Below are 26,387 nucleotides of genomic sequence, written 5' to 3' on the forward strand. Positions count from 1 at the left end.
ATGAGGTAGCGATATTTAGTATATGGGTAAGAGATGAATCAACCGGTACTTTTTTCTAGGCAGCCAATTTTTGATGCAAATTTAAATACTTATGCGTACCAATTGATTTCAGCAAATGAGCAATCTAGTGCTGATAGTATGGGGTCCAATACTGCAGAAGTCGTTGTAAATGCATTTAGTAATCTTTTGGATAATGGCCATGTGAAGTGCTTACCCGCTTGGGTCAAAGTAGATGCAGCTTGGTTGTATGATGCTCATTTTCCCGATTTGCCAACGGAGTCCTTGGTTTTTGATTTAACCCCTGCCGCCTTATCAGTATCTAATTTGGAGGAGGTTCTCAACCAGTTGACTGTTGAGGGCTACCGCATCTCTATGCCTGTAGAGTTTGATACAGCCTTATATCAATTTGCTCATATCATACGGTTAGATTGCCAAAAATATAGCAATGATGAGCTGATCGAGCTTTCGCACAAGCTTAAACAACAACGGACGATCAAATTGTTGGCAGAGAATATTGCCAGCTTTGAACAATATGAACGTTGTAAAGCAGCCGGTATTGATCTGTTTATGGGCTGGTTTTTTGCTGAACCGCAGCTGGTTAGTGGAAGAAAGCTAGCACGCAATGAGCTAGTTATGTTTCAGTTAATCGGGGAAGTGAATAGCCCTAATGCCACCGTCGATTCAATCGAACAGATCATTCAGCGTGATCCCGAACTCGTTGCTAGTTTGCTAAAACTAGTGAATTCAGCTGCTCTTGGTGGTCGTCGAACCATTGCTAGCATATCTGAAGCGGTGATTAATATCGGTTTGCTTGAACTGAAAAAATGGGTGTTGTTATTCGCACTATGTCATAACAAACAAGTTCCGTGTGAATTGATTGGACTGTTATTAATGAAAGCTAAGATGTGTCAGTTGATGACCTCTAGGCATAGCCATGTTGATTCCGGTACTGCTTTTATGACGGGTTTACTTTCCGGGATTGATGCGGTTTTAGGTATCCCACTACCTGAACTGTTGGAACAATTGCCGGTTCAAGTTGAAGTGAAGCGTGCGGTACTGGGTGGTAATAACCCATTAGGCAAATTGTTAGCTCAAGTTGAGGCTTATATTAAGGCGGATTGGGGAGAACTACCGAAAGGTGAAGAGTTCCATTTTGTGGCGGATTGCTATACCAAATCAGTCAGTTGGAGCTCGGATTTGTTGCAAGATCTCAGTTAATACCGTTCTTTTGTCAGCTTAAACCAGCTGTTCAGGAGCGGTGTGCTCTTTCGCTTCTAAAGGCATAGTCACGCGAATATGGAAGCCGGGTTGATCAGCATTAATGAGGTCGATTTTCCCGCCTAGTTGTTGATAGACGATATTGAACACAATTGACATGCCTAAACCGCTTCCACCTTTACCTCGTTTTGTGGTGAAAAACGGTTCGAAGAGCTTCTTACTCTCTTCTAACGATAAGCCGCGACCATCATCGTGATATTCCAGCATGGCATTTTGTTCGTCAGAGTAAGCACAAACTTTGATGTTGCCACTATCTTTGTCTTCAAATCCATGTATGGTCGAGTTGTTAATCAAATTGCTCAAGATATGGTGGAGTGCGCCTGGGTAGCTATTTAAATTTATATCCTCAGGTATATCTAAGTGTAAATTTACATTTTGATGTTTGTACTGTGGATAAATAGTTTGAATTGACGACTCCAGATAGTGTTTAAGATTAAACTGCTGTTTGGCATCAAAGCTTTGGTCTGTCGCGATTAGTTTAAAGCTCGAGATGAGCTTGCTCGCTTTAATAATATTAGCTTCAAACAGCGCGCTGGACTCTTCTATACCGTCTAAAAAATCGGTTAAATCTGATTGAGTCAGTTTGCCTTCAGATAATTTATTGCGAATGTCTTTACTATGTTCCCCCTGAAAACTAGCAGCGGTTCGGCAAACCCCTATAGGGGTATTAATCTCATGTGCTACGCCGGCTACCATATTTCCTAAAGCGGCCATTTTCTCTGTTTCTACCAATAGATTCTGAGCGGAGCGTAGTTCGGTCATGGAGTTTTCTAACTGTTGAGTACGTTCCTGTACTTTATCTTCCAAAGTCTCTTTATATTCACGCTCAGTTTCGAGCAAAGCATCCCTCTGTTCGACTAACTCTTGCAAGTGAAGCTTGTTTTCGTTGAGCTCTTGGTAGGAGTTATAGATGCTGTCTCTCATTTCATTAATGCTGAGTGCTACCGTATCAATTTCGTCTTGTTTTTCAGGTGGGTTGCGCTTATTGAGTGATAACGGTTTGGAAAGGGTAAAAACGTCCATATCACGGAGGTATGTCGAAATAGCTTGTAGATGACGGGTGATATGCAGCCAAACCACGAGCAGAATAAAGCCCGCCACTAAAAACGTTTTGATACCGTTACTGATAAGGATTACCCCGGCTTTGCTGATCAAACGGTGGTAAACATTATCGATACTGGCGGTGACGCGAAGCTGCCCAATATTCTGTGTATTAATACCAGGAGCACTGTATTCAAGAGGGAGATCTATAGTTCGGGTGGCGCGTGAAATGGGTTTACCTTGCTCCCAACTAGTCTCGCCATCGACCAAAATAGAAACGTACTCTATATCTGGCAGTTGGCTCAGTCCTACCAGTTGCGTTTCTATTTGAGAATCATCTAAAGACCATACACTTAGCGTAATTGCCTGTAAGTATGAAGTTTGTATGTTGTTGAACTGCTGCTCTATTCGACTGATATCTGCATGGTAATCTAAGGCAAGCTGCAAGCTGGTACTAAAAAGGGTGAAGAACGAGCTAAATACAATAATTAGAACCGCAAAGCGTTTCCCCAGTCGGCCTGAGATTATTTTGGATGAAACTTTCTTTGGTGAGGTTTCAAACATAGCTTATGTGGCATCCGTCAATCAGGGAAGCGTTCACAAATTTGCAAAATCGCATCCAAGTTTTTTTGGAATATTGTAATTAGCTGAGGATCAAACTGTTTACCGCTTTGTTCCTCCAGTAGTGCTAACGTTTCCTCTAAAGGCCAGCCTTCTTTGTAACAACGTTTGCTATTGAGAGCATCGAATACATCAGCAATAGCGGTTATTCTGCCAGAGAGAGGAATCTGATCACCGGCCAATCCTCTTGGGTAACCTGTACCATCCCATTTTTCGTGGTGGGTGCCTGCAATGCGAGCAGCTAATTGAAATATAGGCTTTTCTGAGCGACTTAGCATAGTTTCACCGATCTCAGCATGAGTCTGCATCACCTGCCATTCATCAGAGTCGAGCTTGCCTGGTTTGTTCAGTACAGCATCTGGAATAGCAATCTTACCTAGGTCATGTAGAGGTGAGGCTAAACGCATATTTTCTACAAACATTTGGTTTGTGCCGTATAGCTCTGCAAGCAGAGCGGATATTTCAGCTACACGTTTAACATGTCCGCCGGTTTCCTTCGATCGCTTCTCAACCGCTTCCCCTAGGATGTAGATGAGCTCAGCTTGAGAATCCTGAATTTCTTCTTTCAGTAATAGGGTGTGGTACGTTGCGATTACATCAGCACTGAATATTTCCAGTAAGTATTTAGCATGCTCATCAATATCATTATGGTGTTTTACATAAAGCAGACTTTCTGTACCCGAAATACCCGAGTGGTACGCAATATAGCCATCATAAGTATGAATTGAACGCTTCTCTCTTAATGCTTGGCTAAAGACTTTTTGTAACTCTTCGGGTAACTCCTCCTCATCATATTGAGTCATCGCAGAATTGATATCATTCTGAGCTGCTGCTTCCTGCAGGAGAGGTTCTAACGCCCCTGTAGCCGCAAGAACTGTAAATTGAGTGGTGTCTCGATAGATACGACGAGTACAGCAATAGATTGAATCCGGCTCAAAATTTAGCAGCGAAATCAGTTGGTTTAGAATTGCAGAAGCTAGAGTGCTGAGAGAGTTCACTTGATTGATCTGACCTATCGCGTGGATCACGGTTTCCAGTGATTTACGTTGGCGATCAATTGTTTTGATATCGCGGTAGGAGCGAAGGGATGAGTAAATCAGGGTTTTAAGCTTAGTCCCAGTTAGCTCAGTTTTATCTTTGTAGTCATTGATATCATATTCTTGGATAACCTGTTCTTCCGGTGCTTGGCCTGGTTGGCCTGTTCGCAGAACGATGCGTGTCATATGGTTGGCGAACTCTTCCCTAATGGTTCGTACCAGCTTCAAGCCTGCGTCATCGGTTTCCATTACAACGTCAACCAAAGCCAAGGCAATATCGGTACCATGCTGTTCGCAGAGTTTACGGGCTTCTATTGCTGATTGGGCTTCAAGTAATTCGATGGGACGGTTGTCAAAAGTAACGTTTTTTAGAACAAGGCGAGTAACACGATGCACGCCCTCTTCATCATCTACAATCAGCACTTTCCAAGGCGATATTCCTTTATCTGGAACTGACGAATCTTCAGCGGCGAAAAGTAAAGTGTTGGTCATCGCATCTTCCTGCTACTACTAATAGGTGGTGCCTTACCCTGAGTAAGTGTAGCCCATACCTAATAATAGGATAGGCTCGATTGCTATGTCGGATGAATTTACCTTTTCTTGCATACTACCCTCATCCATACTGAATTGTGAACAAAAAACAATCAGTTTGTTTTTGCGTTAATAAGCATAAATTTTTTAATTCATGTCCGTGGCTGAAATCAGTACCCAAGTATCATGGTTAATCAGTAGATGCTGAATAAACTGAGATCTAAAGGAACCTCCGAGTAAAACTGACATCAAATGCGTACAGCTATTATTCGTAGGCTTATCAACATTACCGGTGGGGAGGTAAGTATGTTGGGTCGTGTTCGGAAAGGGTTAATGGGGCTATCAGCCAGTTGCTTGCTTATGTCAGGAGGCTTGCTCGCTTCGCCATTAGACGGGAAAAAAGATATCCTATTAGTGGATAAAAAAGGCCACCCCATCGTTGTGGGGACGGTGAGCTTTAAGCCAGGTGAGTCTGGCAGCCACTACGAACTGCATATGGATCACGATAAATTTCGTGATTATTTTCTCTCAATGAAAGAGATGAAGTGTCTAGAAGGTCCCGAATTATGGTGCCATTTGGCGTATCCGTATAAACAACCTAATACGGTCACACAAGACGATCTCAGCTGGTTGTCCCATGATCTTTTGTTCATGTTTAAGAAAAAAGAGGAGTTTGGTGCAAACTTCTGGAACGGTATCTACTATCACATGACAGTTGAGGGCGATGAAATTCGAGGCGAAGCGCAAGCCGTCGATTTGAATGTGCTGGCATCACCACCAGATGATCTTAATATTCCTCCGATGAACGAAGGTGAACGTGATGAGATCGACCGTACTAAACGCTGGTTGCCTGATCTGATTATTCGTTAAGTTTTTCCTCAGTGCCTAAGCTCCGATAGCAGTTTAGGCTCTTGTATAGCCTGATAGAAGCTCCATGTACCACCTTTTAAGCGTTGCTTTATATTAGAGAAAACATACTATTCTGAAGATGAATCAAGCTTCTAATTGCCGTCAGTCTCTACTAGGGATAATAATTTCAGCATTGCTCATGCTCACTTTGTTAAGCGTGCAATCGTCAGTGTTACATCTTCATCTTGGCGAAAGTGATCATCACTCTCATGATGGTGTAGAGCATAGTCATGCTCATGAAATATATAGCTTTTCAGGTAAAGAACATCAGAAGCCAGCTGCAGAGTTAGAGTTTTCGCAATTATTGCTGCTGAAAAGCATCTCAATAGATTTACTGCTCTTCGGTGTCAGTATTATTCTGATAATGCTGATCGCGAGTAAACCCTTCCGTCTCTATTGTTATGTACAGCCCTATTTAAAATCCCATTTATATACAACGTTACCGCCGCCCCGAGCGCCCCCTTTGCAAGCGTGATACTTAATGAATAAAAGCATATCTAAGTAGATATTTATCTGTTTTATTTGAGGATAAAAAATGAGTTTACGTTTGAACCAGCTCGTCCTGATCGCACTGAGCTTGGTTATGTTTATTATGTCGCCAATGGTTTTGGCGCACGGAATGTCTGAAGCTGAAAAGCAAGCCATTATCGAAGGGGGGAATTTAAGTTACTTATGGTTAGGGGCAACACATATGTTGTCCGGTTATGACCATTTAGCCTTTGTATTCGGCATTGTTTTTTTGTTACGCAGCTTCACGGATATTGCCAAATATATTACCGCTTTTACAGTAGGACATAGTGTCACGCTGATCTTTGCGACCTATCAAGCTATTCAGATTAACTACTACCTGATTGATGCGATCATTGCCTTAAGTGTCTGCTACATCGCTTTTGCTAATTTGGATGGGTTTCAGCGTCTTTTAGGCGTGCATGCGCCGAATATGTTGCTTATGGTGACTGTACTCGGGTTAATTCATGGTTTCGGTTTGTCATCAAGGTTGCAAGAGCTACCTCTACAAGCGGATAGTTTATTACTGAACATAGTGACGTTTAACCTCGGCATCGAATTGGGGCAATTAATAGCTTTAGGTGTCATGCTTATACTGCTCAATCTCGTGCGCCATCGTGCGCCATTTCAGGCGTTTGCAAAGCTCACTAATGCAGGTCTAGTCATATTTGGTGGCTTGTTGTGCTTAATGCAATTGCATAGTTATTCTCATGCTGAAGAGAATAAGCAGGGTGTAGCTGTCACAGAAATAAGTGCAGTTGTGTCTCAAGCGGATAATAAATGGCAGGATTCATTGGTGATTACTATTCCTGCTCAAGGTTACAAAGAATACAAACTGCTTCAGGGCAAAGATAAGCCTTTGGAGTATGAGTGGGTGAGCGATGGCCCTCTGTATTTTGATTTTCATGGTGAGCCCGCTGGAGATACAACTGGTTTCTTTCAAAGCTATGAGATAGGCACTGACAATAAAGCGTCAGGAGCTGTAAGGACGCCGTTTGCAGGGACTCATGGTTGGTACTGGAAAAATACTGGAGAAAATCCTGTAACCATTACTTTGAATTTTCGTGGTGAATATCTGCTAATGCAGTAACGCTAAAGCCGGAGTACTCACACTCCGGCTTTTTTCTATAAGAGAGGGGTATATGCGTAAGTTAATATCGGGATTACCTTTGCTGGTTTGGCTGTGCATGGTTCCTTTGCAAGGGGTACATGCAGAGCAAAAATATAATGATTCCGCTGCACTCAAAGGAATAGAAAAAGCCAAAGGCGTGTTTTTAATTGATTTCAAAACGGCTAAAACCACCGCGTTCTACATGGACTTAATTGTGGGAACTTACGATGGTTTTAAGCGCCAAGGTGTTGAGCCAGAAATCGTTGTAGTTGTGATTGGTCCAACTGTGCAGTTTTTAAGTAAAGACGCTAAACCGGAATTGGCGTTCGAATATGAGGAGTCATTCGATTCGATACAGAAGAGCATTAAGGCTTTGGCTCAGCGGAATGTCCGTATAGAGATATGCGCTATCGCTACCGATGTTTTCGATGTTGATAATGAGAAACTACCGAAAGAGCTAGAGGTAGTTGCTGACGGGTTTATCTCCTTGATCGGCTGGCAGACTCAGGGTTACAAGTTAGTACCGGTCTTTTAACTTAGTATCAGTCGTTTTGTGTTCAGCTTGAGTGAGTTAAGTTTGTTTATTTCTTCGAAGGTTTGTCTGTTATGCGTACATTGATATTGGCATCGTTGTTTGTGGTTTTGTCAGGCTGTGCCAGTTTAAGCCAAGAAGAGTGCCTTACTGGGGACTGGCAAGGAATCGGTTATAGAGATGGTTTGCAGGGCAAAGCAGAAGCTTATCTGGCTGAACACCAATCTGCCTGCGCTGAATATAAAGTGAGCCTTAACCTTGAGGATTACCTTAAAGGGCGAAACGAGGGGCTGAAAAGTTATTGTCAGCCTGACAATGCCTATCGTTTAGGTCGCCAAGGTACAGAATATTCTTATGTTTGCCCAGCTGAATTAGAGGGCGCTTTCGTAGCTAAATACCAACAGGGTCGAGAGGTTTACCAGCAAGAAAAAGCGGTCAAATCACTGGAAGCTGATATTCGCAAAAATAAGGCTGAGCAAACCAAATTAAAAGATCAGATTATCAAAACAGAAGCTAAGTTGGTGGCAGAGGGTAAAAGTCGTAGTGAACGTCAACGCCTTTTGGGTGACCTTAAGGATATGGAGCAACGCTTACCCAACTTAAAAACAGAGCTTTTTCGTATGGAGTTACAACTGCAACGAGAAAAAACAGCATTGCAAAAATTACTTTAAGTGCGATCAGCCTACAGGTTTTTTTAGGACATCAATCTTAAATAAAGTCTTTGGTCGATAAAGGGACGAAAATATCCTGTCGAAAAGCTAAATTAGGCTATGCTTTAAGGAATGGAATTCTTTAGCAGGTCGTTGATATTGATCGGTTTTATAATTCCGTCAGCAATTGATCTGCTTAAACTAGACAAAGGACGTACTCTGTATGAAGAGGGAAGAGGTAGCTGAGGCTTCCGTACCTAATCCTGATACTGGTCGCAAGGTTTCACTGCGTGTAAAACTCATGGTCTGGATGACCTTGTTAGCGCTTATCCCCTTAGCTTTCGTCTCTTGGTTAAGTTATCAACAAGCTAAAGATAGTTTGCTGGTGGCCGCTGAGGAAAAGCTCCGTCAATCTTCCCTAGTGACGATTCGCTCAATTCGAAATTGGTTCGACTATCGTGTGGTTGATCTTAGATTTAAAGCAGAATCCCACGACACAGTTTCCATGCTGTCCTCTCTCTCAAATGGAATACAACAAAGTGGGCTAAGTGCCAAAGATTATGTTTATAGTGAGGATTGGTCTCAACGAGTAGACAAGCACAAAGCTGATTTAGTCAGTTTTAGTCGCCGTTATGATTATATATCCGATCTGTTTTTGATCGATAGCCGCGGCAATATCCTATTTTCTGTAGCTCAAGAAAATGATTTGGGCACAAGTCTTCAGCGGGGACCTTTCAGCAGAACAAAATTTGCCTACAGTGTTAAAAATACCCTTCGTAGTGGCAATGTCTCGTTTTCTGGTATGGAAGTATATGCACCTTCCAATGATGCCTTTGCTGGTTTCTTAACTGCTCCAATTAATGATGAAAATGGCAAAACTATAGGTGTCTTTGCCATTCAGCTACGATTTGACCGAGTTTTTGATCTACTTGATGTTGCTGTAGATGAGAACGAGCAGCATCTTCACTACTTGATGAATATTAATGGCATTTTAATCACACCCATCGGCAACAATCGAGATGAAGTACTGAAGCGTCGAGTAGAGACAGAGATGTACCTACATGCGGTGGCGAATACGGATCAGAATTCTATTCAGCATGCTTTGAACTATATAGGTCCTAATGGAGTACCGGTTATTGGTATGCATGATGTGATCGTGCTTGAAAATATCCGTTGGATTTTGGTTAGTGAAGTTGATCAAGATATCGCTTTAAAAGCGTCTCACTGGTTGGGGCAAGTTACTCTGGTCTTGTGTCTTGTAACAGCTTGTATAGTTTTGCTAATAGGGTTTGGCATTGCAGGGCGAATAAGTAGGCCTCTCATTACCTTAGCCTATGCCAGTCGGGAAGCCTCTGTAGGAAATGCAGAACAAGTTGAGGTTAATGCCAATAATATCGAAACGGCTCAGTTGGCTGATGCGTTTAATATGATGTTGGAGACGCGGAAACAGCATGAAGCTGAGCTGAGGCGAAGTGCCGAGCGAGCAAATCAGGCGTTGCTGGAGCTGGGGGAACAGAAGTTTGCTTTAGATCAGCATTCTATAGTCGCGGTCACTGATTTAAGGGGCACCATTACTTATGCTAATGAAAAGTTTTCTCAAATTAGTGGTTTTACCCGAGAGGAATTGATCGGGCAGAATCATCGTATTCTTAATTCTGGTTATCATCCTCGGGAATTCTTTATCGAACTCTACCGTACGATTGCTTCAGGAAAAGTATGGAAAGGAGAGATCCGAAATCGCAATAAACAGGGGGGGATTTATTGGGTTGAGACAACTATTGTTCCTTTTAAAGATGATGCGGGTAACCCCCTGAGTTATGTAGCCATTCGAAGTGATATCACTAAGCGTAAGCAGATGGAGCTGGAAATTACTGAGGCGTTGACCATACAGGCATCGATTTTAGAGTCCACGGATAACGGGATTTTGGTAACTAAGAATGATGGCAGTGTTATTCGTTACAACAAGCGTTTTGCTGAACTATGGGGATTGCCTGAAGAGTTTAATGAACACTCACGTGTGCTTGGTACTATTTTAAGGCAGCTGAACAATGCTGATGAGGCTGCACGAAATGTAAAAGGTCTCATCAATTCTGAGGGTCGCTCTCATTTCACTAGTTTGAGTCTGAAAGATGGTCGAACATACGAACAATCTTCGATTCCAATGTATGTTGAGGATAATGCTGTCGGCCGTGTGTGGTCTTTCCGAGATGTTTCAACCCGAGTAGATGCAGAACAAGGTTTGATTAAAGCATTGGACCTAGCTGAAGATATGCAGGGGAAACTTGAAGATGCTCTGAGTCGTGTGGATGTGGCGGTGGAATCCTCTGGTTTAGGTATTTGGGAGTGGGACCTGATCTCTAATGAACTTCAGTGGGATGATCAGATGCTGAAGATCTATCAAGTTCCGGAAGACGTTATCAATAACAATCTCTATTTTGATTATTGGCGTGAGCGCGTTTGCCCAGAAGATATTGAAATGGCTGAAGGTTCTCTTAAAGAAGCGGTCAGAGGACAGCATGATTGGCACTGTGAATTTAGACTTAGGTTCCCCGATGGTTCAATTAAATATGTGAAAGCGACAGCTGCACATATGGTGGATGATCAAGGACGTTCCTTAAAAATGATCGGCACCAATCTGGATGTAACCGTTGAGCGTGAGATGGAACAGAGCCTAATCGCGCTGAAAGATGAGGCAGAACAAGCCAATATCGCGAAGAGTGAATTCTTAGCCAATATGAGCCATGAGATTCGTACACCGATGAATGGCGTACTTGGTATGTTGGGACTATTGCTGAACACGCCTCTGACCGACGATCAGCGCCATCGTGCGGTAGTAGCGCAAACCAGTGCTAATTCCCTGCTGGCATTGATTAACGATATTTTAGATTTCTCCAAAGTGGATGCAGGTAAGCTAGAACTGGAATGTATCGACTTCAACTTGCGCGGTATGTTTGGTGAATTTGCAGAAGCTATGGCACTGCAAGCACAAGATAAAGGTTTAGAACTTATTCTTGACCTGACCGGCGTTGAGACATCTATGGTCAAAGGTGATCCAGGGCGTTTGCGTCAGGTATTGATTAATTTAGTGGGAAATGCCATCAAATTCACAAGTGAAGGTGAGGTGGTTATCCAGTCACAGTTGCAACATCAAGGCGATAGGTTGCGTTTAGATTGCCGTATTAAGGATACGGGAATAGGAATTCTACCCGGAAAATTGCCCGAACTGTTTGAATCCTTTAGCCAGGTAGATGCCTCTACTACTCGTGAATATGGTGGTTCTGGGTTGGGGCTCGCTATCTGTAAAAAGTTATGTGAACTGATGGGTGGAGAAATATCGGTACAGAGCACTGTTGGCCAAGGAAGCGAGTTTATCTTTAGCGTTTATCTGGAAGCGAGTGAACAAGCCGAAGCGGTTGTTCCCTACACTGGTATAGAGAACCTCGATATCTTAGTTGTAGATGACAACAAAACTAATCGCGAAGTGCTGTCTGCACAGTTATTGCATTGGGGAGCGAAGGTTGTGGAAGCAGAAGACGGACATGAAGCGATTGCTCGCTGTGAGGAATTTTACGAGTCTTCAACGGCTTGCTTTGATGTTGTCTTTATGGATATGCAGATGCCGGGTATGGATGGTGCAGAGTTAGGGCGGGTACTTAAAGCTGATGATCGATTCAGTTCCGCCAAACTCATTCTTATGACCTCAATGGCTCATCGTGGCGATGCTAAGCGTTTCGCTGATATAGGGTTTAGTGGTTACTTCCCTAAGCCTGCGACAACGTCAGATATCTTCGATGCTCTCCAAGTGGTTGCAAGTGGTGGTGAAGCATTGAATAACGCCTCACCGCTCATCACTAGTCATTATCTAAAAGATCTTTCGATTGAAGGGCATCCCACTTTAGGTGAGAAACGTATTCTAGTGGTTGAAGATAATCAGATTAATCAGCTGGTGGTACAAGGGATTCTACAAGAGTTAGGCCTCACCGCTGATATGGCTGGTAATGGTATAGAGGCGTTACAGAGTCTAAATGCTGCATTAGAAAATAACTGCCCTTATGATTTAGTGTTGATGGACTGCCAGATGCCAGAGATGGATGGATATGAAGCCACACAGCAAATTAGGGCAGGCAAAGCTAAGCAGAAAAATATCACGATCCCAATTATTGCGATGACAGCGAATGCTATGGCAGGGGATAGGGAGAAGTGTCTGGCTGCAGGTATGGATGATTACCTCAGTAAGCCGGTCTCCCCTGTTGCACTTAATCAGGTGTTACAACGTTTCTTAGGGATTGCTGAGACGGTTTCACAACCTGAGGAAGTTGAAAAAAAGGAAGAGATTTCTGTTGCGGTTTGGGACAAGCAGGATGCTATCGCTAGGATGATGGGCAAAGAGGAATTGATTGCTCCATTATTAGAGATATTCGCGGTCGATGCTGATCCTATAATAGACAACATTAAATCATATATAGGTAAGTCTGATTGGGCAGCGGCAGGTAAATCAGCGCATGCAGTAAAAGGTATGGCTGCTAACCTTTCAGCAATAGCCCTGCAGGCCCAAGCTGCTAAGTTGGAAAAATTAGCTAAGGCTGATGATGGGGATGGTGCTTTACAAGTAATGCCTGACTTTTTGCAGGCTTATGATGAGGTTAAAGCCTGTTTTGCAGAGTACACCTCGCAAAAAATAGAGCCTCTGCAAGTAGGTCTCACTGAGGACGAAGTAAAAGAGAAAATTATTTCGATTCGGGAAGCCGTTAATTTAGGTAGCTATATCGATACCACAGAGTATGATGACTTATGGAAGAGCGCGAGCGGTTTGGAATTGAAGGAGCCGTTAGAACAGCTGCATGCTAGATTATCAGCATTTGATTTTGAAGCTGCTGAGGATAGCTTGGCTATATTGGAAGAAGCGCTCGGTATTCAACCAGAGCTTTCGGACGGAGTCGACAAGACATGAGCAAGCCTGTCGTTTTAATCGTAGACGATGTGCCTTCAAATATTAAAGTCTTGGCAAACTGCTTAAAGGATCATTACCGGATTAAGGTTGCGACTGGGGGGAATGATTGCCTCAAGCTTGCGGTTGCTGACCCCTTACCTGATCTTATCCTGTTAGATATCGAGATGCCTGATATGGGCGGCTACGAAGTATGTCAAAAGCTTCAAGGCCAGCCTCATACTCAAGATATCCCTATCATTTTTGTGACTGCTCGAGATGCTGATCGTAATGAAGAGCTTGGTTTGCAACTGGGTGCGGTGGATTATATTGCCAAACCGGTTCGTCCATCGATTGTGCTCGCGCGAGTGAATACGCATGTAACGTTGAAGCAGCAGCGAGATCTACTAAAAGAGATCGCATTGAAGGACCAACTGACAGGCCTCTACAATCGCTATTACCTCTTAGAAACTGCGGAACAGCGTTTAGCACATACAGAACGACATAGTGATCCTCTCAGTGTCATGTTGCTCGACCTTGATTACTTCAAACAGGTAAATGATACCCATGGCCATTTGGTTGGCGATAAAGTGCTGCGTGAGCTTGGTGAACTCCTAGGAAATACTTGTCGTAAAGATGATATTCCTGCGCGTTTTGGTGGAGAGGAGTTTGTTATCTTGCTAGGGCACTGTGACCTTGAATCAGGCAAGGAAAAGTCTGAAGAGATTCGCAAGCAAGTAGAACAATTGAAACCTGAAGGGTTGGATATAACCGTCAGTATTGGTGTGGTGCAATTCTACCCGGGTGAGAGTATCGAACAATTGTTAGATCGTGCGGATAAGGCGCTATATAGAGCGAAAGATGAAGGCCGGAATCGCGTGGTCAGTGAGTAATTACCCAATAATCTGAGCTAGTGGTCCTACTAGTTCAAATGCTCATCTAACCAGTTACAAAGTAGCTCTAACTCCATAGGTTTAGCATAGTGATAACCTTGGACTTCGAAACATAGTAGTTCTTTTAAGCGTTCTACTTGCTCAACAGTTTCTACACCCTCTGCGATAACCGCCATATCAAGGTCGCGACCTAAGTTAATAATCATCTCAGGTATATGCGTACCTTTCTGCTTATCCAGCATTTTATCGATAAACGATTTATCAATTTTTAGACGATCAAAGTTAAGGGTTTCTAGATAACTGAGGCATGAAAATCCGGTGCCAAAATCATCAATCGCGACTTTCGCGCCAAGATCGTGAATTACCTGCAATATCTCACGCACACTATTGGTGTCTATCATGGCCACAGATTCTGTTACCTCGAACTCCACTTGCTGCGGTTTAAGTGAAAAGTTATCCAACTTACTTTTTATCAGCTTTAAAAAGTCAGGGTGACGGAATTGAGCAGGCGAAATATTGATGCCTACCTGAAGACCCAAACCGTACTTCTTCTCGATGATCTCCAGATCACGCATCGCGGTGTCCATGACCCATTCACCGATCGGGACGATCAGTCCAGAGCTTTCGGCAACAGGGATAAATTCGACTGGAGAAATCAGAGCGCCGCTTTTGGTACGCCAGCGGATAAGCGCTTCTAAGCCGCTGATTTTTCCGGTACGAAGATCAATTTGCGGCTGGTAAGCGAGGAATAGTTCGCCCTCGCTATGCGCTTTACGTAACCCTTGTAGCAAGAGCATACGTTGTTGTGTTTCACGCTCAATCTCGTGGGTGTATTCAATAAACTCTCCACGAGCAATATCTTTAGCACGTTTTAAGGCTATATTTGCACGCTTGATTGCATTATTACCGCTGATATTGGCATCTTTAAGGATGTAGCAGCCTTGTGTGATGGAGATAGTGAGGTCATCTCCGAATAACTCAAACGGTTTGGTCAGCATCTCGTTGATCTGTTCAACGGTAAAGCTATTTTCTGGTCCCATAACACCAAAGGTATCGCCAGAAATACGGCAGATAAACGAGCCCTCAGCTAGGTTTGCACTGAGGCGATTTGCAACCAGTTTAAGTAATTCATCTCCTGACTCTGAACCTAAGGTGTCATTCATGCCACTAAAGTGATCAATATCAATCAGCGTAATAAGTTGTGGATGAAGCTGCCGAAGCATAGTTTTATCGATTTGATTAGCAAAGGAGACGCGGTTAGGGATGTTTAACAAAGAATCGAAATAGGCGTAATTGTGTAAGCGGTCGAGAATGGTTGCGTTATCGAGACAGACAGAGATATTACTGCAGAAAACTTCGAGCAGTTGATGCTCGGTACCTTCAAGTGGTCTCTGAATATCTAGGTACAGCAACATGTCATTACGGAATTCACTTGGAAAGTAGAGGACACAAGCGTAGTCATTCTCAATGCTTCGGCGCTTGCTACTGGCTTCTAAAAGCATTGCATTGATATTGGCATCTTCGATAACTTCGGGATATTCCTTTTGGCTGCTTGGCTGAGCCGATGCAGCTACAATCGTAAATTCAGACCCGGTTGCATTTATTTCATCATTACTGTTTTTCTTGAAACAGATCATCCCTTCTTCTGATACACCCAGTAACGCTGCTAATTGGCAGATAATACCGTTTGCCAATTCGCGGATACCGTGTAGTGACATTAGCTCACTTGAGGCATGTACGATTCTTTCTAACCCTTTGCGGCTGGAGTCGATAGCGGTTATTTCAGAGTAAGACCGGATCGCGGCAGTAACACTGGTGTAAAGTCGAGTACGGGTTAGATCGGCTTTATTCTTGTAATCATTGATATCGTATTTGAGGATGACTTCAATTTCTGGGGCGTACCCTGGCTGACCGGTTCGTAAGATTATGCGGGTATTAGTCAGTGCCAGATCATCACGAATCTTTTTGACCAGATCTAAGCCTGCACTTTCTGTTTCCATTACAACATCAAGCAGGATGACCGCTATATCTTTATTCTCAGTGAGTGTTTCTTGTGCTTCTTTTGCAGAATAGGCGTGTAGTAGCTCTAAAGGTTGTCCTAGAAAAACCAAACCTTTTAAGCCGAATTTTGTTACCTCATGAACGTCTTTGTCATCATCAACGACTAAAACCTTCCAGGGTCGTGAACTGTTGTTTGTTGCCGCCAGAGTAGAATCGTTATTTTCCTCTTCGGCAAAAACAATGAGTTCATCAGACATAGACTTTCCTCATACGATGGGATTACTACTAAGTATATGCAGAGATCATTAAAAATCTTCCTTGATTATCAATTTATTGAACTTTATTAGTTATAAACGAGGTATGGCATTACCGCCAGTTGGATTATCTGATTTGATCAAACAATCAAGAGAGTCTATTACGATTAAAGAATGTTTGAAAAGACGGGGAACTGCTTTCAAGAGCCGCTGTCTCAGCAAGCGTCCTTCCCCTTCTATAAATGGAGTTACCTATGGAAATTTGGCTGATTGTGCTTGTATCGGCTTTAGCGTTAGTTTCAGTTTTCCTTTCACGCAAAGTGAATCATGAAAGTAGTTTTTTTAAAGGCCGAACCGCAGAAGGTCTAGCGCCGGGGCTTTTAACGCTGATTTTCTCGCAGGTAACAACTTGGATCTTTGCACGCTCGCTTTTGAATGCAGCCATTTTGGGCTTCTATTACGGAATTTGGGGAACATTAGCTTACGCGGCTTATTATCTGTCGTTTTTGACCGGAGGAAAGATTGTAGATCACCTCCGATTTGAGCAGGGGTATGAGAGTGTTCAAGCGTTTCTCATTGATCGTTTTGGTCAATGGGGAAGTCGCTGTTACAACTTTGTTATCGGTGTGCGTTTAGTCAGTGAGGTGTTTGCCAATCTACTGGTTATCGGCATCTTGTTTGGCGCTGCAGGCACACAGTCCTATACATTGGCGGTGATCGGGTTAGCTGCTGTGACATTAATCTACTCTATGCTTGGCGGCTTACAGGCATCCCTGCGTACAGACTTCTTCCAGATGATGGTGTTTATTGCTGTCTTGGCGGTGTTGTTAGTCTTGGTGGCTGGTGGCGGTCACTTCAACGCCGATCTAATTGCGTTTAAACCATTTGAAATCAGTGATCCGGGCCCAATTCTATTGATCGTAGCGTTGCTGCAGGTGTGGAGCTATCCAATGCACGATCCTGTGATGATGGACCGCGGTTTCTTGGCGGATCGTGAAACGACTAGACGTAGTTTTACCCATGCGGCTTGGATTAGCAGTATCTGCATTATCGCGTTTGGTTCATTAGGGGTGATTGCAGGCGCGAATGCGATTTCAGGGGAAGATATGAATCAGGCGTTGACGCGTCTATTGGGTGAGCTGCCGATGTTCCTGTTTAGTGCCTCTTTGATTATCTCCGCCATGTCTACTTTGGATAGTACGCTGACCAGTTCGGCGAAGATGATGGTTGTGGATATGAAGCTTCTGCCTGTGAATCTACGTAATGGTCGTATGGTGATGGCACTGTTTATGTTGATGGGCTTAGTGATGGTGTTTGTCGGCAACAAAGATCTGTTTAGTGCAGTAGCTGTAAGCGGCACGGCTTCGATGTATTTGGTACCGGTTATCTTCTTCAGCCTGTGGGCTAATCGCCGTGATATTCCAGTTTGGAGCTACCTAGGTAGTTTTATCCTGGCGATGGGCGGTGCTCTGCTCTACTTTACGGAATCTTCAGGTTACACGGCTTTGTTGGGCGAAGCCCATAAATACACTAAGTTACTCTGGATCTGTGTGGTTGTGATGATTGGTGGTTGTGCTCTGTTCTTGGTCGGTGGTGCCAGCCAAAAGCAGTTGCAGCCGGCGTAATGCTCTAGGTTTAATAAACGTGAGTCTAGGAAATATGGATCTTGGAACACTAACAGGGCCGCTATTGATATTTGGCGGCCCGTACAGCAATTTAGCGGCTACCAGAGCACTTAAACAGGAAGTTGACAGGTTAGGCTTCTCTTCGCAGCAAGTTATCTGCACCGGGGATCTGGTGGCCTACTGCGCGGAACCCGTCGAGACATTAGCGTTAATCCGTGACTGGGGTATTCCCGTGGTAATGGGTAACTGCGAAGAGTCCTTAGCAGCGGATGCGCCTGATTGTGGCTGTGGTTTTTCGGAAGATTCGGCTTGTTCCCTACTCTCGGTCGAATGGTACCGATTCGCCAGTCAACAGGTTTCTCAAGACGATAAGCTCTGGATGGGGCAACTGCCTCGGCAAATTAGCTTTGAGCTGGCGGGTAAACGATTTCAGGTTGTGCACGGCAGTGTCGATCGAATCAACGAATTTATCTTTGCCAGCAGTTCAGCGGAGCATAAACAGGCCCAGTTAGATCTAGCGGGTACTGATGTTGTGATTGGCGGCCACTGTGGTATTCCTTTTGGTACTCAATTGGGGCAGGGGTATTGGTTGAATAGCGGTGTGATCGGCATGCCGGCGAATGATGGCACGGCTTCTGTCTGGTACATGCTTCTGACGCCAAATGCGCAGGGCATTGAGGTCAGCTGGCAGCGCTTGGATTACCCTGCGGATCAGGCTAGCGAGAATATGCAGCAAGTGAATTTGGCCGCGCCTTACGCTGAATGTTTACGGACAGGCTTATGGCCTAGCGAAGATATTTTGCCTGAATCAGAGCGCGCAATGCGTGGGCAAACGCTCGAACCTTCTCCTATCCTCATCACCTGAATCATATCTCCTTTTATCCTTCTCTCTTGTAGTAACTCTTAAGACAATTAAATTTGTAAGGGTTACTACTTATCTATTGTTTTCCTAGGCTTATGCTGAATTATTCAGATTTTGTCTGATTTGTGCCTGTTATTTTTATCTTTACCAAATGAAATATATAAGGTATAGATTAGGGTAAACCCTAATAAGGTGTGCCTTATGGATTTCACATTAACAGAAGAACAACAACTGATTCAGGACACAGCCAAGCGCTTTGCTGAAAGTGAATTAGCACCGGTAGCGGCGGAGCTGGATCAGACAAAAGACAAGAGCATTCTGCTGGCCAATTGTCAGCAACTCGCCGAATTGGGCTTTATGGGGCTAAATATCTCAGCAGACCATGGCGGCACTGAAGCGGGAGCTGTTGCCTTCAGTTTAGCAATTACCGAGATCGCCCGTGCCTGTGCATCAACTGCTGTGACTATGTCAGTGACCAATATGGTGGCGGAAGTCATTCAGGCTATGGGTACTGAAGAACAAAAATCTAAATACTTGCCACTGATCTGCAGCGGCGAATATCGAGCAGGGAGCTTCTGTTTAACCGAAGCCGGTGCGGGATCCGATCCAGCATCGATGCGTACTCAAGCGGTGAAAACTGATCAGGGTTATGAGATCAGCGGGACTAAGCAGTGGATCACCAGCGCCGAGTTTGCCGGCGTCTTTGTGGTGTGGGCGGTGACTGATCCCCAAGCTAAAAAAGGTAAGGGGATTACCTGCTTTTTAGTTGAAGCAGGTAGCGAGGGGATCACAGTTGGCCCTGCAGAAAAGAAAATGGGCCAACATGGCTCAGCGACCAATGAAGTGCATTTCGATCGGGTGCTTTTACCTGAATCGGCGATTCTAGGTGAGCTAAATGATGGTTTTCGTCTGGCTGTGGCAGAACTCGCCGGTGGACGCATCGGTATAGGCTCTCTCGCACTGGGTGTTGGTTTAGCCGCGCTGGACTACGCCATCGCCTACACCAAAGAGCGTAAGCAGTTTGGTAAAGCGATTGCCGATTTTCAGGGCTTGCAGTGGATGATTGCGGATCGTTCAACCGAGTTGGAAGCCGCACGATTACTGCTTTTAAACGCTGCTGATCGTAAACAGCGTGGACTCACCTTCGCTAAAGAAGCCTCCATGGCAAAACTCTTTGCCAGTGAAAAAGCCAATCAAGCATGCTACAGCGCGCTGCAGCTTTTAGGCGGCTACGGCTATATGCAGGAATACCCACTGGAACGTTATGCCCGCGATGTGCGAATTACTTCAATTTACGAAGGCACGAGCGAAATTCAGAGACTCATTATTGCGCGAGAAATACTGGCTGAGCACCAGTAATTAAAGATTGCTCATGCGTATAAGAATACAAAAATAAAAAATGATGGATGGGAAACTAATGACAACCGAAACCTATCAGGATTATTACGATAAGTTCGATCCGGCCATGATTGAAGCGTTGATGGTCGGCAATCTCAAAGATGGATTTAATGTCTGTGAGGAGATTGTAGATAAATGGGCAGAAGGCGATCGAATCGCTCTGAATTACGAAGGCGCTGAGCGGCCTGCTTCGCAAATGACCTTTGTTGAGTTGAAGGAAAAGTCTGCCCAGTTTGCAAACTTCCTTACCGCTCAAGGTATAGGCAAAGGCGATCGCGTTGCGGCTTTGCTACCGCGCACACCTGAATTGATGGTGGTGATTATGGGTACGCTTCGCGCAGGCGCGGTTTACCAGCCGCTGTTTACGGCGTTTGGTTCCGGTGCGATCGAGTACCGAGTTCAGCAAGCGGGTACAAAGCTGGTGGTGACCGACCCAAGCAACCGTCCAAAGCTTAATGATGTAACTGATTGTCCAGCCATCCTGACTTTCAATCGTGATCAGGCTGCTGATGCTACAAATGATCTCGATTTTGTTGCTGAGATTGAGCAGCAATCGACAGAGTTTACACCAGTAAAAATTGGCAAAGATGATCCATTTTTACAGATGTTTACCTCAGGTACAGTCGGAAAATCTAAAGGTGTTGCGGTACCAAGCCGAGCGCTACTCTCGTTCTATGTGTATATGCGCTTTGCTATTGGTTTGCGTCCAGAAGATACCTATTGGAATGTTGCCGATCCAGGTTGGGCTTACGGCCTCTACTACGCGGTGGTTGGTCCTCTGCTGTTGGGTAATACCACGCACTTTTGTGAGGCTGCGTTTACCCCAGAAAGCACCTACGACATGCTGCGCAAATATAAGATTACCAACCTTGCGGCAGCACCAACGGCTTACCGCATGTTGATGGCAAACGATGAGGTCTTGGCTGCGGATGAAACCTTCTCGCTACGCGTAGCGAGCAGTGCTGGCGAACCGTTGAACCCAGAAGTAATCAGTTGGGTCGATAAGCGCTTAGGCTGTCCTGTAATGGATCATTACGGCCAAACAGAAACCGGTATGACTGCATGTAACCATCACGACCTTAAGCAAGATGTGGTGCGTGTGGGCTCCATGGGCTTCTCAATGCCAGGTCATCGTGTCGTCGCCCTAGATGCAGACTTTAATGAGATCCCTGAAGGTGAGACTGGGCAGTTAGCAGTAGATGTGGATAACTCGCCGCTGTTTTTCTTCCAAGGTTATACATGGCAAGAGAAGCACCCATTCCATGGTCAGTACTACCTCACCGGTGATGTCGTGATGAGTCATGGTGATGGCAGTTATTCATTCACAGGTCGTGATGATGACATCATTACCACGGCGGGTTACCGCGTAGGGCCTGCGGATGTGGAAAGTACATTGCTCGAACATGATGCGGTGGCTGAGTCGGGAGTTATCGGTAAACCAGATGTGAAACGTGGCGCTATTATTAAAGCCTATGTAGTGATTAAACGTGAGTTTGATCCCACAGAAGAGTTGGCTGAAGAGTTAAAGCAACTGGTACGTACACGTCTTTCAACTCATGCTTTCCCTCGCGAGATCGAGTTTATGCCAGAACTGCCAAAAACGCCGAGTGGTAAGATTCAGCGCTTTATCCTGCGTAATAAAGCGCGGGATGAACATGAGGCTGTTGCTTAGGTTCCTTAGGCAGATTGGAGTTGTGTATGAAGTTGAATATTGAGCAGCTGCAGAGCTTTCTTGCAGAGCACTTTCCCCAAGGTGAGCAGTATGGGGAATTGGTGGAGCTAGGTGATGGTGCTGCCACTATGCGTTTGCCGGTGGATGATCAACATTTGAGACCGGGCGGTACAGTCTCTGGCCCTGCGATGATGGGTCTAGCTGACGTGACTGTCTATGCGGCGCTATTAAGCCGTATAGGCCCCGTGCCTTTAGCGGTGACGACTCAGTTAAATATCAACTTCTTACGTAAGCCTTCTGCCGATCGCGATATCTTCGCTACAGCGCAGATGCTCAAAGTTGGAAAGCGTTTGGCGGTGGGTGAAGTGTATATCTTATCGGAAGGAGATGAGGAACCGATGGCTCACGCGACCATGACCTACTCGATTCCTGATCCTGGTAAGCGTTGAACTGCAAACTGATCGCACCTGAGGGCTCTCAGGTGCGGTTAGATTAAGCTTGCTCGCTTAGCTGAGAAGCTTGTTTGACCAGAGTTGCAAGACTGCCAGCGCGCATCTTGCTCATTACGCGGGAGCGATGCACTTCAACCGTTTTAGGGCTGATATCCAACTCTTCGGCAATCTGGCGATTGGCATTACCGGCAACCACAAGCTTCATCACCTCTTTTTCACGGCGGCTAAGGCTTGCATAGTTTTCCAAGATCTCTTTTTGTGCCCCCTGCTCATCGCTGGCTTTCTGGGCTTTAGAAAGTGCTCGGCCAACTAATCGCAGTAGCACATCGCCATCGAATGGCTTTTCTAAGAAATCCATTGCGCCCTGTTTCATTGCGCTCACAGCCATTGGGATATCTCCATGGCCGGAGATCACAATAATCGGCATTTGAATATTTCGTTCCTGCATGATCTGTTGTAGCGCCAGACCATTGATCTCGGGCATACGTACATCCAGTAACATACAACCGATTTCGCCATTAAAGTTATCCAGAAACTCCCGTGCAGAAGGGAAGGTAACAACGTTGTGGTTGGCAGATTCTAAAAGCCATTGCATGGAATCACGAAAATCTTCGTCATCATCAACAATATAGATAGTGCCTGTCGGATTTGTTTGCATCATTGTTCTCTTAACGGCAGTTTCAGATAAAAGTGCGTACCGGTTTGACCATCACTCTCTGCCCACATCTGGCCCCCGTGGGTTTCAATAATGGTACGGGATATAGAGAGACCCATACCTAAGCCAGTCGTTTTAGAGGTGTAAAACGGTTCAAACAGCTTAGCTAAACCTTCGCTGCTAATTCCTTTTGCCTTGTCCTCTACCGAAACATGAATATAACCTTCGGCAGCTTTAGTGGTGATAATAACGGGTCTGTAGGCCTTGTTACAATCGTTGTAGGCCTCAATTGCGTTCCGCATCAGGTTGAGGAGTACCTGTTCGATCTGTACTTTGTCAGCTACCAGCGGGGGGAGGTTATCCCCAAACTGAAAATCAAAAGTGATGTTGTGGTCTTGTGCTTCCTGACAAAGGAAGGCACTGACCTCCTTGCAACTGTCGTTAATCGGGAAAGCAAAGCACTGGTAATCGGTCTTGCGCACAAAGGAGCGCATCCGTTTGATTATTTCCGAAGCACGCTTGGCCTGCTTCATAATTAACTTCATCGAGCCGGATACGGTTTTCACCGGATCAGCATCACCCTCTTCCAAACGCCTCTGCGTACCATGGCAGTAATTCAAGATCGCAGCCAAAGGCTGGTTGACCTCGTGTGCAAGCCCAGTGGCCATCTCCCCTACCGAGAGCAAACGAGACATATGCGCCAACTCGAGTTGATGACGTTTCGCTTCCTCTTCCGCTTGTAGGCGTAGGGTAATATCGCGTCCGATCAGGGAGTAGTATTCAACCTGATCATTCTCACGGCGATTACGATGAGCAATGATTTCGCGAATCTCTGCCACTCGGTTGAGTTCTGGGTCTAATTGCATCGGAATGCTGCCGTACCAAACCCCATGGATGGAGGCGTGTTCTAAGGCATCTTTGATCAGTGTCCCTAAAATATCTTCAGAGAAAAGCTGCGAAAGGTAGTAGATCACCGGCTTATCTTTCTCTGCCCCAAGAGTGTGGTAAGCCGACTCATTAAGATAGGTCAGCTTATGGGTTTTGTGGTTACAAAACATGATCATATCGGATGAGGCTTCAACCACGCGCGCGAGTCGACGCATATCTCGTTGTGCTTCTTCACGCTCGGTAACATCACGCGATACACAGATGATCTCTTGTGGATTTCCGCTGTCATCACGGATCACACGGCTGGTGGTTTCTAGCCAGATGTAGTGACCTTTTTTGTGACGATACCGGTACACATTGGTGTAGACACCACTACGATAGCGGACACTGTCATCACGCTTGGAAAGGTTATCGGCATCTTCAGGGTGGAACTGCTCATACCCTGCCATGCCGATGATCTCTTCGGGGGTGTAGCCGAGTACAGTTTCAACCGCAGGGCTGGCATCTATGTAGGTCCACTCTTTGGTGGGTGTGTGTCGGGAGATCATATCGGTCGACTGTTCTGCTAAAAGTCGATAACGATCAGCATCAGCCTTACAACGGGCGAGTTCTAAACTCTGGTCATCACTCATATTTAAACCTGCGGGAAATCCCGATCTTAAAACCTGTTATTTTTATACTTAGACTTTAAAGCAGCTTTAAGGATAAGGGAAGATACTTATATATGGTTAATTGTAGTTTTACGTCTGCTAACCAGATGATCTGAAAGGTGTTTTTTTGATCCGTTGATGCTAGTTTTGGCGTGGGCAATTAAAGGAATAATAACAATGATAACAAGCCAAAACCCTTACGAGATTGGGCTCGATAAGAATCAAGCCAATTACGCTGCGTTAACTCCGCTCAGCTTTTTAGAGCGAGCTGCATTTGTTTACCCCGACCACATTGCTACCGTGCATGGCGACGCACGCCGCAGTTGGTCCGATACATATACTCGCTGTCGTCGCTTTGCCAGCGCTCTGCAACAACGCGGTATTGGCAAGGGCGATACTGTATCCGTTATCGCGCCAAATCTTCCCGAAGTGTTTGAAGCGCATTTCAGCGTGCCTATGTCTGGCTCGGTTCTGAATGCGATCAACGTGCGACTGGATGCTGAGGCGATTGCGTTTATCTTGCAGCATGCGGAATGCAAAGTGGTGCTGGTGGAGCGCGAATTTGGTGCTTTGGTGAAGCAGGCGCTTGAGATGGCTGATATTGATCCTCTAGTGATTGCAATCGAAGATTCTACTTTCACTGAGGGTGAGCAGATCGGCAGCATCACTTACGATGAACTGCTGTTAGAGGGTGATCCTGAGTTTGCTTGGCAGCCGCCCGAGGATGAATGGGATGCGATCACGCTGAATTATACCTCAGGTACGACCGGCGATCCTAAAGGGGTGGTATACCACCATCGAGGCGCTTACTTGAATGCCATGAGCAATGTGGTCTCTTGGGATATGGGGCGTCATCCCAAGTACCTTTGGACCCTACCGATGTTTCATTGTAATGGCTGGTGTTTCCCTTGGTCTTTGGCTGCGTCTGTTGGTACCAGTGTGTCCCTGCGTCATGTTCGCGAAGAGAAAATCTACGATCTGATTCGTGAAGAAAAGATCGATCATTTCTGTGGGGCTCCGATTGTTCTGAATATGCTGAATAACGCGCCTGATGAGTTCAAACAGGGGATTGAGCACAAAGTTAAGGTGATGACCGCTGGTGCTGCACCGCCTGCTGCAGTCATACAAGGGATGGAGGAGATGGGGATTGATGTCACCCATGTCTATGGCTTGACAGAGACCTACGGCCCTTCTGTGCTGTGTGCATGGCACGATAAGTGGGATGACAACAGCATCGAAGAGAAAGCCCGTCTCAAAGCCCGTCAAGGGGTGAAAGCGCCTATGCTTGAAGACTTGATGGTGGCTGATCCAGATACTCTAGAACCTGTACCGCAAGATGGCGAAACCATCGGCGAAATCTTTATGCGCGGTAATCTGGTGATGAAAGGTTATCTAAAGAACAAACCGACCACGGATGCGTCCTTTGCAGGTGGCTGGTTCCACTCGGGTGACCTTGCGGTGTGGCATGAGGATGGCTACATCGAGATCAAGGATCGTTCTAAAGATATCATTATCTCTGGCGGTGAAAATATCTCCTCGATTGAGGTCGAAGGCGTGCTTTATCGTCATCCTGACGTGTTGGAAGCGGCAGTGGTAGCTAAGCTCGACGATAAATGGGGCGAGGTGCCTTGTGCCTTTATCAAACCTAAGCCAGGGGCGAGTCTAACCGAGGCTGAAGTGATCGAGTTTTGCCGCTCCAATATGGCGCGGTTTAAAGCGCCGAAAGTGGTGGTGTTTGGCGAACTACCTAAAACCTCGACTGGCAAGATCCAGAAGTTTGTCTTGCGCCAACGCGCCGAAGCAGAAGAATAAGCGCAGTATCCCTCTGCGCACTTTTTCTTAAAGTGCGCAATTTTATCCAAGTATTAGTTTTGCTCATCCCTCTACACTGTA

General features: G+C 45.2%; 19 protein-coding genes. 14 read left to right on the forward strand and 5 right to left on the reverse strand.

What is annotated here, in order from left to right:
- The first annotated feature begins 33 nt into the window (after nucleotides 1–33).
- Nucleotides 34–1,218: an EAL and HDOD domain-containing protein gene (locus ACMXYO_RS00260; RefSeq protein ID WP_415886417.1), complete on the forward strand. Its 1,185-nt coding sequence runs from the start codon at nucleotides 34–36 to the stop codon at nucleotides 1,216–1,218.
- Between the two features lie 18 nt (nucleotides 1,219–1,236).
- Here ACMXYO_RS00260 and ACMXYO_RS00265 read toward each other — a convergent pair whose 3' ends face one another.
- The gene (locus ACMXYO_RS00265; RefSeq protein WP_415886418.1) at nucleotides 1,237–2,883 is read right to left on the reverse strand and encodes an ATP-binding protein; all 1,647 of its coding nucleotides are present in this window, start codon (nucleotides 2,881–2,883) and stop codon (nucleotides 1,237–1,239) included.
- Nucleotides 2,884–2,900: 17 nt separating this feature from the next.
- Nucleotides 2,901–4,469 carry an HD domain-containing phosphohydrolase gene (locus ACMXYO_RS00270; protein WP_415886419.1) on the reverse strand — a complete coding sequence of 523 codons (1,569 nt, stop codon included), beginning with the start codon at nucleotides 4,467–4,469 and terminating at the stop codon, nucleotides 2,901–2,903.
- A 291-nt stretch (nucleotides 4,470–4,760) separates the two neighbouring features.
- Between ACMXYO_RS00270 and ACMXYO_RS00275 the strand changes: the two genes are divergently transcribed.
- The 7 genes from ACMXYO_RS00275 to ACMXYO_RS00305 all read left to right on the forward strand — a co-directional run bounded on the left by ACMXYO_RS00275 (nucleotide 4,761) and on the right by ACMXYO_RS00305 (nucleotide 14,037).
- Nucleotides 4,761–5,378: a hypothetical protein gene (locus tag ACMXYO_RS00275; protein ID WP_415886421.1), complete on the forward strand. Its 618-nt coding sequence runs from the start codon at nucleotides 4,761–4,763 to the stop codon at nucleotides 5,376–5,378.
- Nucleotides 5,379–5,556: 178 nt separating this feature from the next.
- A complete protein-coding gene (locus tag ACMXYO_RS00280) occupies nucleotides 5,557–5,892 on the forward strand; it encodes a hypothetical protein (protein ID WP_415886422.1) in 336 nt (111 codons plus the stop codon).
- Between the two features lie 60 nt (nucleotides 5,893–5,952).
- On the forward strand, nucleotides 5,953–7,014 hold the full coding sequence (locus ACMXYO_RS00285; RefSeq protein ID WP_415886423.1) for a HupE/UreJ family protein: 1,062 nt from the start codon (nucleotides 5,953–5,955) through the stop codon (nucleotides 7,012–7,014).
- A 52-nt stretch (nucleotides 7,015–7,066) separates the two neighbouring features.
- Entirely contained in the window at nucleotides 7,067–7,570 is a 504-nt protein-coding gene (locus ACMXYO_RS00290) for a DsrE family protein (RefSeq protein WP_415886424.1), read from the forward strand.
- A gap of 71 nt (nucleotides 7,571–7,641) precedes the next feature.
- Nucleotides 7,642–8,238: a DUF2799 domain-containing protein gene (locus tag ACMXYO_RS00295; protein ID WP_415886426.1), complete on the forward strand. Its 597-nt coding sequence runs from the start codon at nucleotides 7,642–7,644 to the stop codon at nucleotides 8,236–8,238.
- Nucleotides 8,239–8,440: 202 nt separating this feature from the next.
- The gene (locus ACMXYO_RS00300; protein WP_415886427.1) at nucleotides 8,441–13,168 is read left to right on the forward strand and encodes a response regulator; all 4,728 of its coding nucleotides are present in this window, start codon (nucleotides 8,441–8,443) and stop codon (nucleotides 13,166–13,168) included.
- A complete protein-coding gene (locus ACMXYO_RS00305) occupies nucleotides 13,165–14,037 on the forward strand; it encodes a diguanylate cyclase (RefSeq protein WP_415886428.1) in 873 nt (290 codons plus the stop codon). The genes ACMXYO_RS00300 and ACMXYO_RS00305 overlap by 4 nt, the downstream gene beginning before the upstream one ends.
- Nucleotides 14,038–14,066: 29 nt before the next feature.
- On the opposite strand, the gene ACMXYO_RS00310 is transcribed toward ACMXYO_RS00305, so the two are convergent.
- Nucleotides 14,067–16,295 (reverse strand): EAL domain-containing protein, encoded by a 2,229-nt coding sequence (locus ACMXYO_RS00310; RefSeq protein ID WP_415886429.1) that lies wholly within the window; start codon nucleotides 16,293–16,295, stop codon nucleotides 14,067–14,069.
- Nucleotides 16,296–16,546: 251 nt separating this feature from the next.
- Here ACMXYO_RS00310 and ACMXYO_RS00315 point away from each other — a divergent pair, with 251 nt between their 5' ends.
- The 5 genes from ACMXYO_RS00315 to ACMXYO_RS00335 all read left to right on the forward strand — a co-directional run bounded on the left by ACMXYO_RS00315 (nucleotide 16,547) and on the right by ACMXYO_RS00335 (nucleotide 22,298).
- Nucleotides 16,547–17,917 (forward strand): sodium:proline symporter, encoded by a 1,371-nt coding sequence (locus ACMXYO_RS00315; RefSeq protein WP_415886430.1) that lies wholly within the window; start codon nucleotides 16,547–16,549, stop codon nucleotides 17,915–17,917.
- Nucleotides 17,918–17,936: 19 nt separating this feature from the next.
- Nucleotides 17,937–18,782 carry a metallophosphoesterase family protein gene (locus ACMXYO_RS00320; RefSeq protein ID WP_415886431.1) on the forward strand — a complete coding sequence of 282 codons (846 nt, stop codon included), beginning with the start codon at nucleotides 17,937–17,939 and terminating at the stop codon, nucleotides 18,780–18,782.
- A 198-nt stretch (nucleotides 18,783–18,980) separates the two neighbouring features.
- Nucleotides 18,981–20,138: an acyl-CoA dehydrogenase family protein gene (locus ACMXYO_RS00325; protein ID WP_415886432.1), complete on the forward strand. Its 1,158-nt coding sequence runs from the start codon at nucleotides 18,981–18,983 to the stop codon at nucleotides 20,136–20,138.
- Between the two features lie 58 nt (nucleotides 20,139–20,196).
- A complete protein-coding gene (locus tag ACMXYO_RS00330) occupies nucleotides 20,197–21,849 on the forward strand; it encodes an AMP-binding protein (protein WP_415886433.1) in 1,653 nt (550 codons plus the stop codon).
- Between the two features lie 26 nt (nucleotides 21,850–21,875).
- Nucleotides 21,876–22,298, forward strand: a complete 423-nt coding sequence (locus ACMXYO_RS00335) for a PaaI family thioesterase (RefSeq protein WP_415886435.1) — start codon at nucleotides 21,876–21,878, stop codon at nucleotides 22,296–22,298.
- 43 nt (nucleotides 22,299–22,341) lie between these two features.
- On the opposite strand, the gene ACMXYO_RS00340 is transcribed toward ACMXYO_RS00335, so the two are convergent.
- The gene (locus tag ACMXYO_RS00340) at nucleotides 22,342–22,962 is read right to left on the reverse strand and encodes a response regulator transcription factor (protein WP_415886436.1); all 621 of its coding nucleotides are present in this window, start codon (nucleotides 22,960–22,962) and stop codon (nucleotides 22,342–22,344) included.
- Nucleotides 22,959–24,476 carry a PAS domain S-box protein gene (locus ACMXYO_RS00345; protein ID WP_415886437.1) on the reverse strand — a complete coding sequence of 506 codons (1,518 nt, stop codon included), beginning with the start codon at nucleotides 24,474–24,476 and terminating at the stop codon, nucleotides 22,959–22,961. Before ACMXYO_RS00345 ends, ACMXYO_RS00340 begins: the two co-directional genes overlap by 4 nt.
- Before the next feature lie 195 nt (nucleotides 24,477–24,671).
- On the opposite strand from ACMXYO_RS00345, the gene ACMXYO_RS00350 reads away from it, so the two are divergent.
- Nucleotides 24,672–26,306 (forward strand): acyl-CoA synthetase, encoded by a 1,635-nt coding sequence (locus ACMXYO_RS00350; RefSeq protein ID WP_415886439.1) that lies wholly within the window; start codon nucleotides 24,672–24,674, stop codon nucleotides 26,304–26,306.
- Nucleotides 26,307–26,387 lie beyond the last annotated feature (81 nt).

Source organism: Neptuniibacter sp. QD37_6 (assembly GCF_047778085.1).
Classification (GTDB): Bacteria; Pseudomonadota; Gammaproteobacteria; order Pseudomonadales; family Balneatricaceae; genus Neptuniibacter.

Coding starts and splice junctions, on each gene's coding strand:
- ACMXYO_RS00270 (WP_415886419.1), bottom strand. CDS start 4,469: ATGACCAACACTTTACTTTTCGCCGCTGAAGATTCGTCAGTTCCAGAT.
- ACMXYO_RS00315 (WP_415886430.1), top strand. CDS start 16,547: ATGGAAATTTGGCTGATTGTGCTTGTATCGGCTTTAGCGTTAGTTTCA.
- ACMXYO_RS00330 (WP_415886433.1), top strand. CDS start 20,197: ATGACAACCGAAACCTATCAGGATTATTACGATAAGTTCGATCCGGCC.
- ACMXYO_RS00280 (WP_415886422.1), top strand. CDS start 5,557: ATGCTCACTTTGTTAAGCGTGCAATCGTCAGTGTTACATCTTCATCTT.
- ACMXYO_RS00275 (WP_415886421.1), top strand. CDS start 4,761: ATGCGTACAGCTATTATTCGTAGGCTTATCAACATTACCGGTGGGGAG.
- ACMXYO_RS00325 (WP_415886432.1), top strand. CDS start 18,981: ATGGATTTCACATTAACAGAAGAACAACAACTGATTCAGGACACAGCC.
- ACMXYO_RS00260 (WP_415886417.1), top strand. CDS start 34: ATGAATCAACCGGTACTTTTTTCTAGGCAGCCAATTTTTGATGCAAAT.
- ACMXYO_RS00305 (WP_415886428.1), top strand. CDS start 13,165: ATGAGCAAGCCTGTCGTTTTAATCGTAGACGATGTGCCTTCAAATATT.
- ACMXYO_RS00265 (WP_415886418.1), bottom strand. CDS start 2,883: ATGTTTGAAACCTCACCAAAGAAAGTTTCATCCAAAATAATCTCAGGC.
- ACMXYO_RS00300 (WP_415886427.1), top strand. CDS start 8,441: ATGAAGAGGGAAGAGGTAGCTGAGGCTTCCGTACCTAATCCTGATACT.
- ACMXYO_RS00285 (WP_415886423.1), top strand. CDS start 5,953: ATGAGTTTACGTTTGAACCAGCTCGTCCTGATCGCACTGAGCTTGGTT.
- ACMXYO_RS00295 (WP_415886426.1), top strand. CDS start 7,642: ATGCGTACATTGATATTGGCATCGTTGTTTGTGGTTTTGTCAGGCTGT.
- ACMXYO_RS00350 (WP_415886439.1), top strand. CDS start 24,672: ATGATAACAAGCCAAAACCCTTACGAGATTGGGCTCGATAAGAATCAA.
- ACMXYO_RS00310 (WP_415886429.1), bottom strand. CDS start 16,295: ATGTCTGATGAACTCATTGTTTTTGCCGAAGAGGAAAATAACGATTCT.
- ACMXYO_RS00340 (WP_415886436.1), bottom strand. CDS start 22,962: ATGATGCAAACAAATCCGACAGGCACTATCTATATTGTTGATGATGAC.
- ACMXYO_RS00345 (WP_415886437.1), bottom strand. CDS start 24,476: ATGAGTGATGACCAGAGTTTAGAACTCGCCCGTTGTAAGGCTGATGCT.
- ACMXYO_RS00290 (WP_415886424.1), top strand. CDS start 7,067: ATGCGTAAGTTAATATCGGGATTACCTTTGCTGGTTTGGCTGTGCATG.
- ACMXYO_RS00335 (WP_415886435.1), top strand. CDS start 21,876: ATGAAGTTGAATATTGAGCAGCTGCAGAGCTTTCTTGCAGAGCACTTT.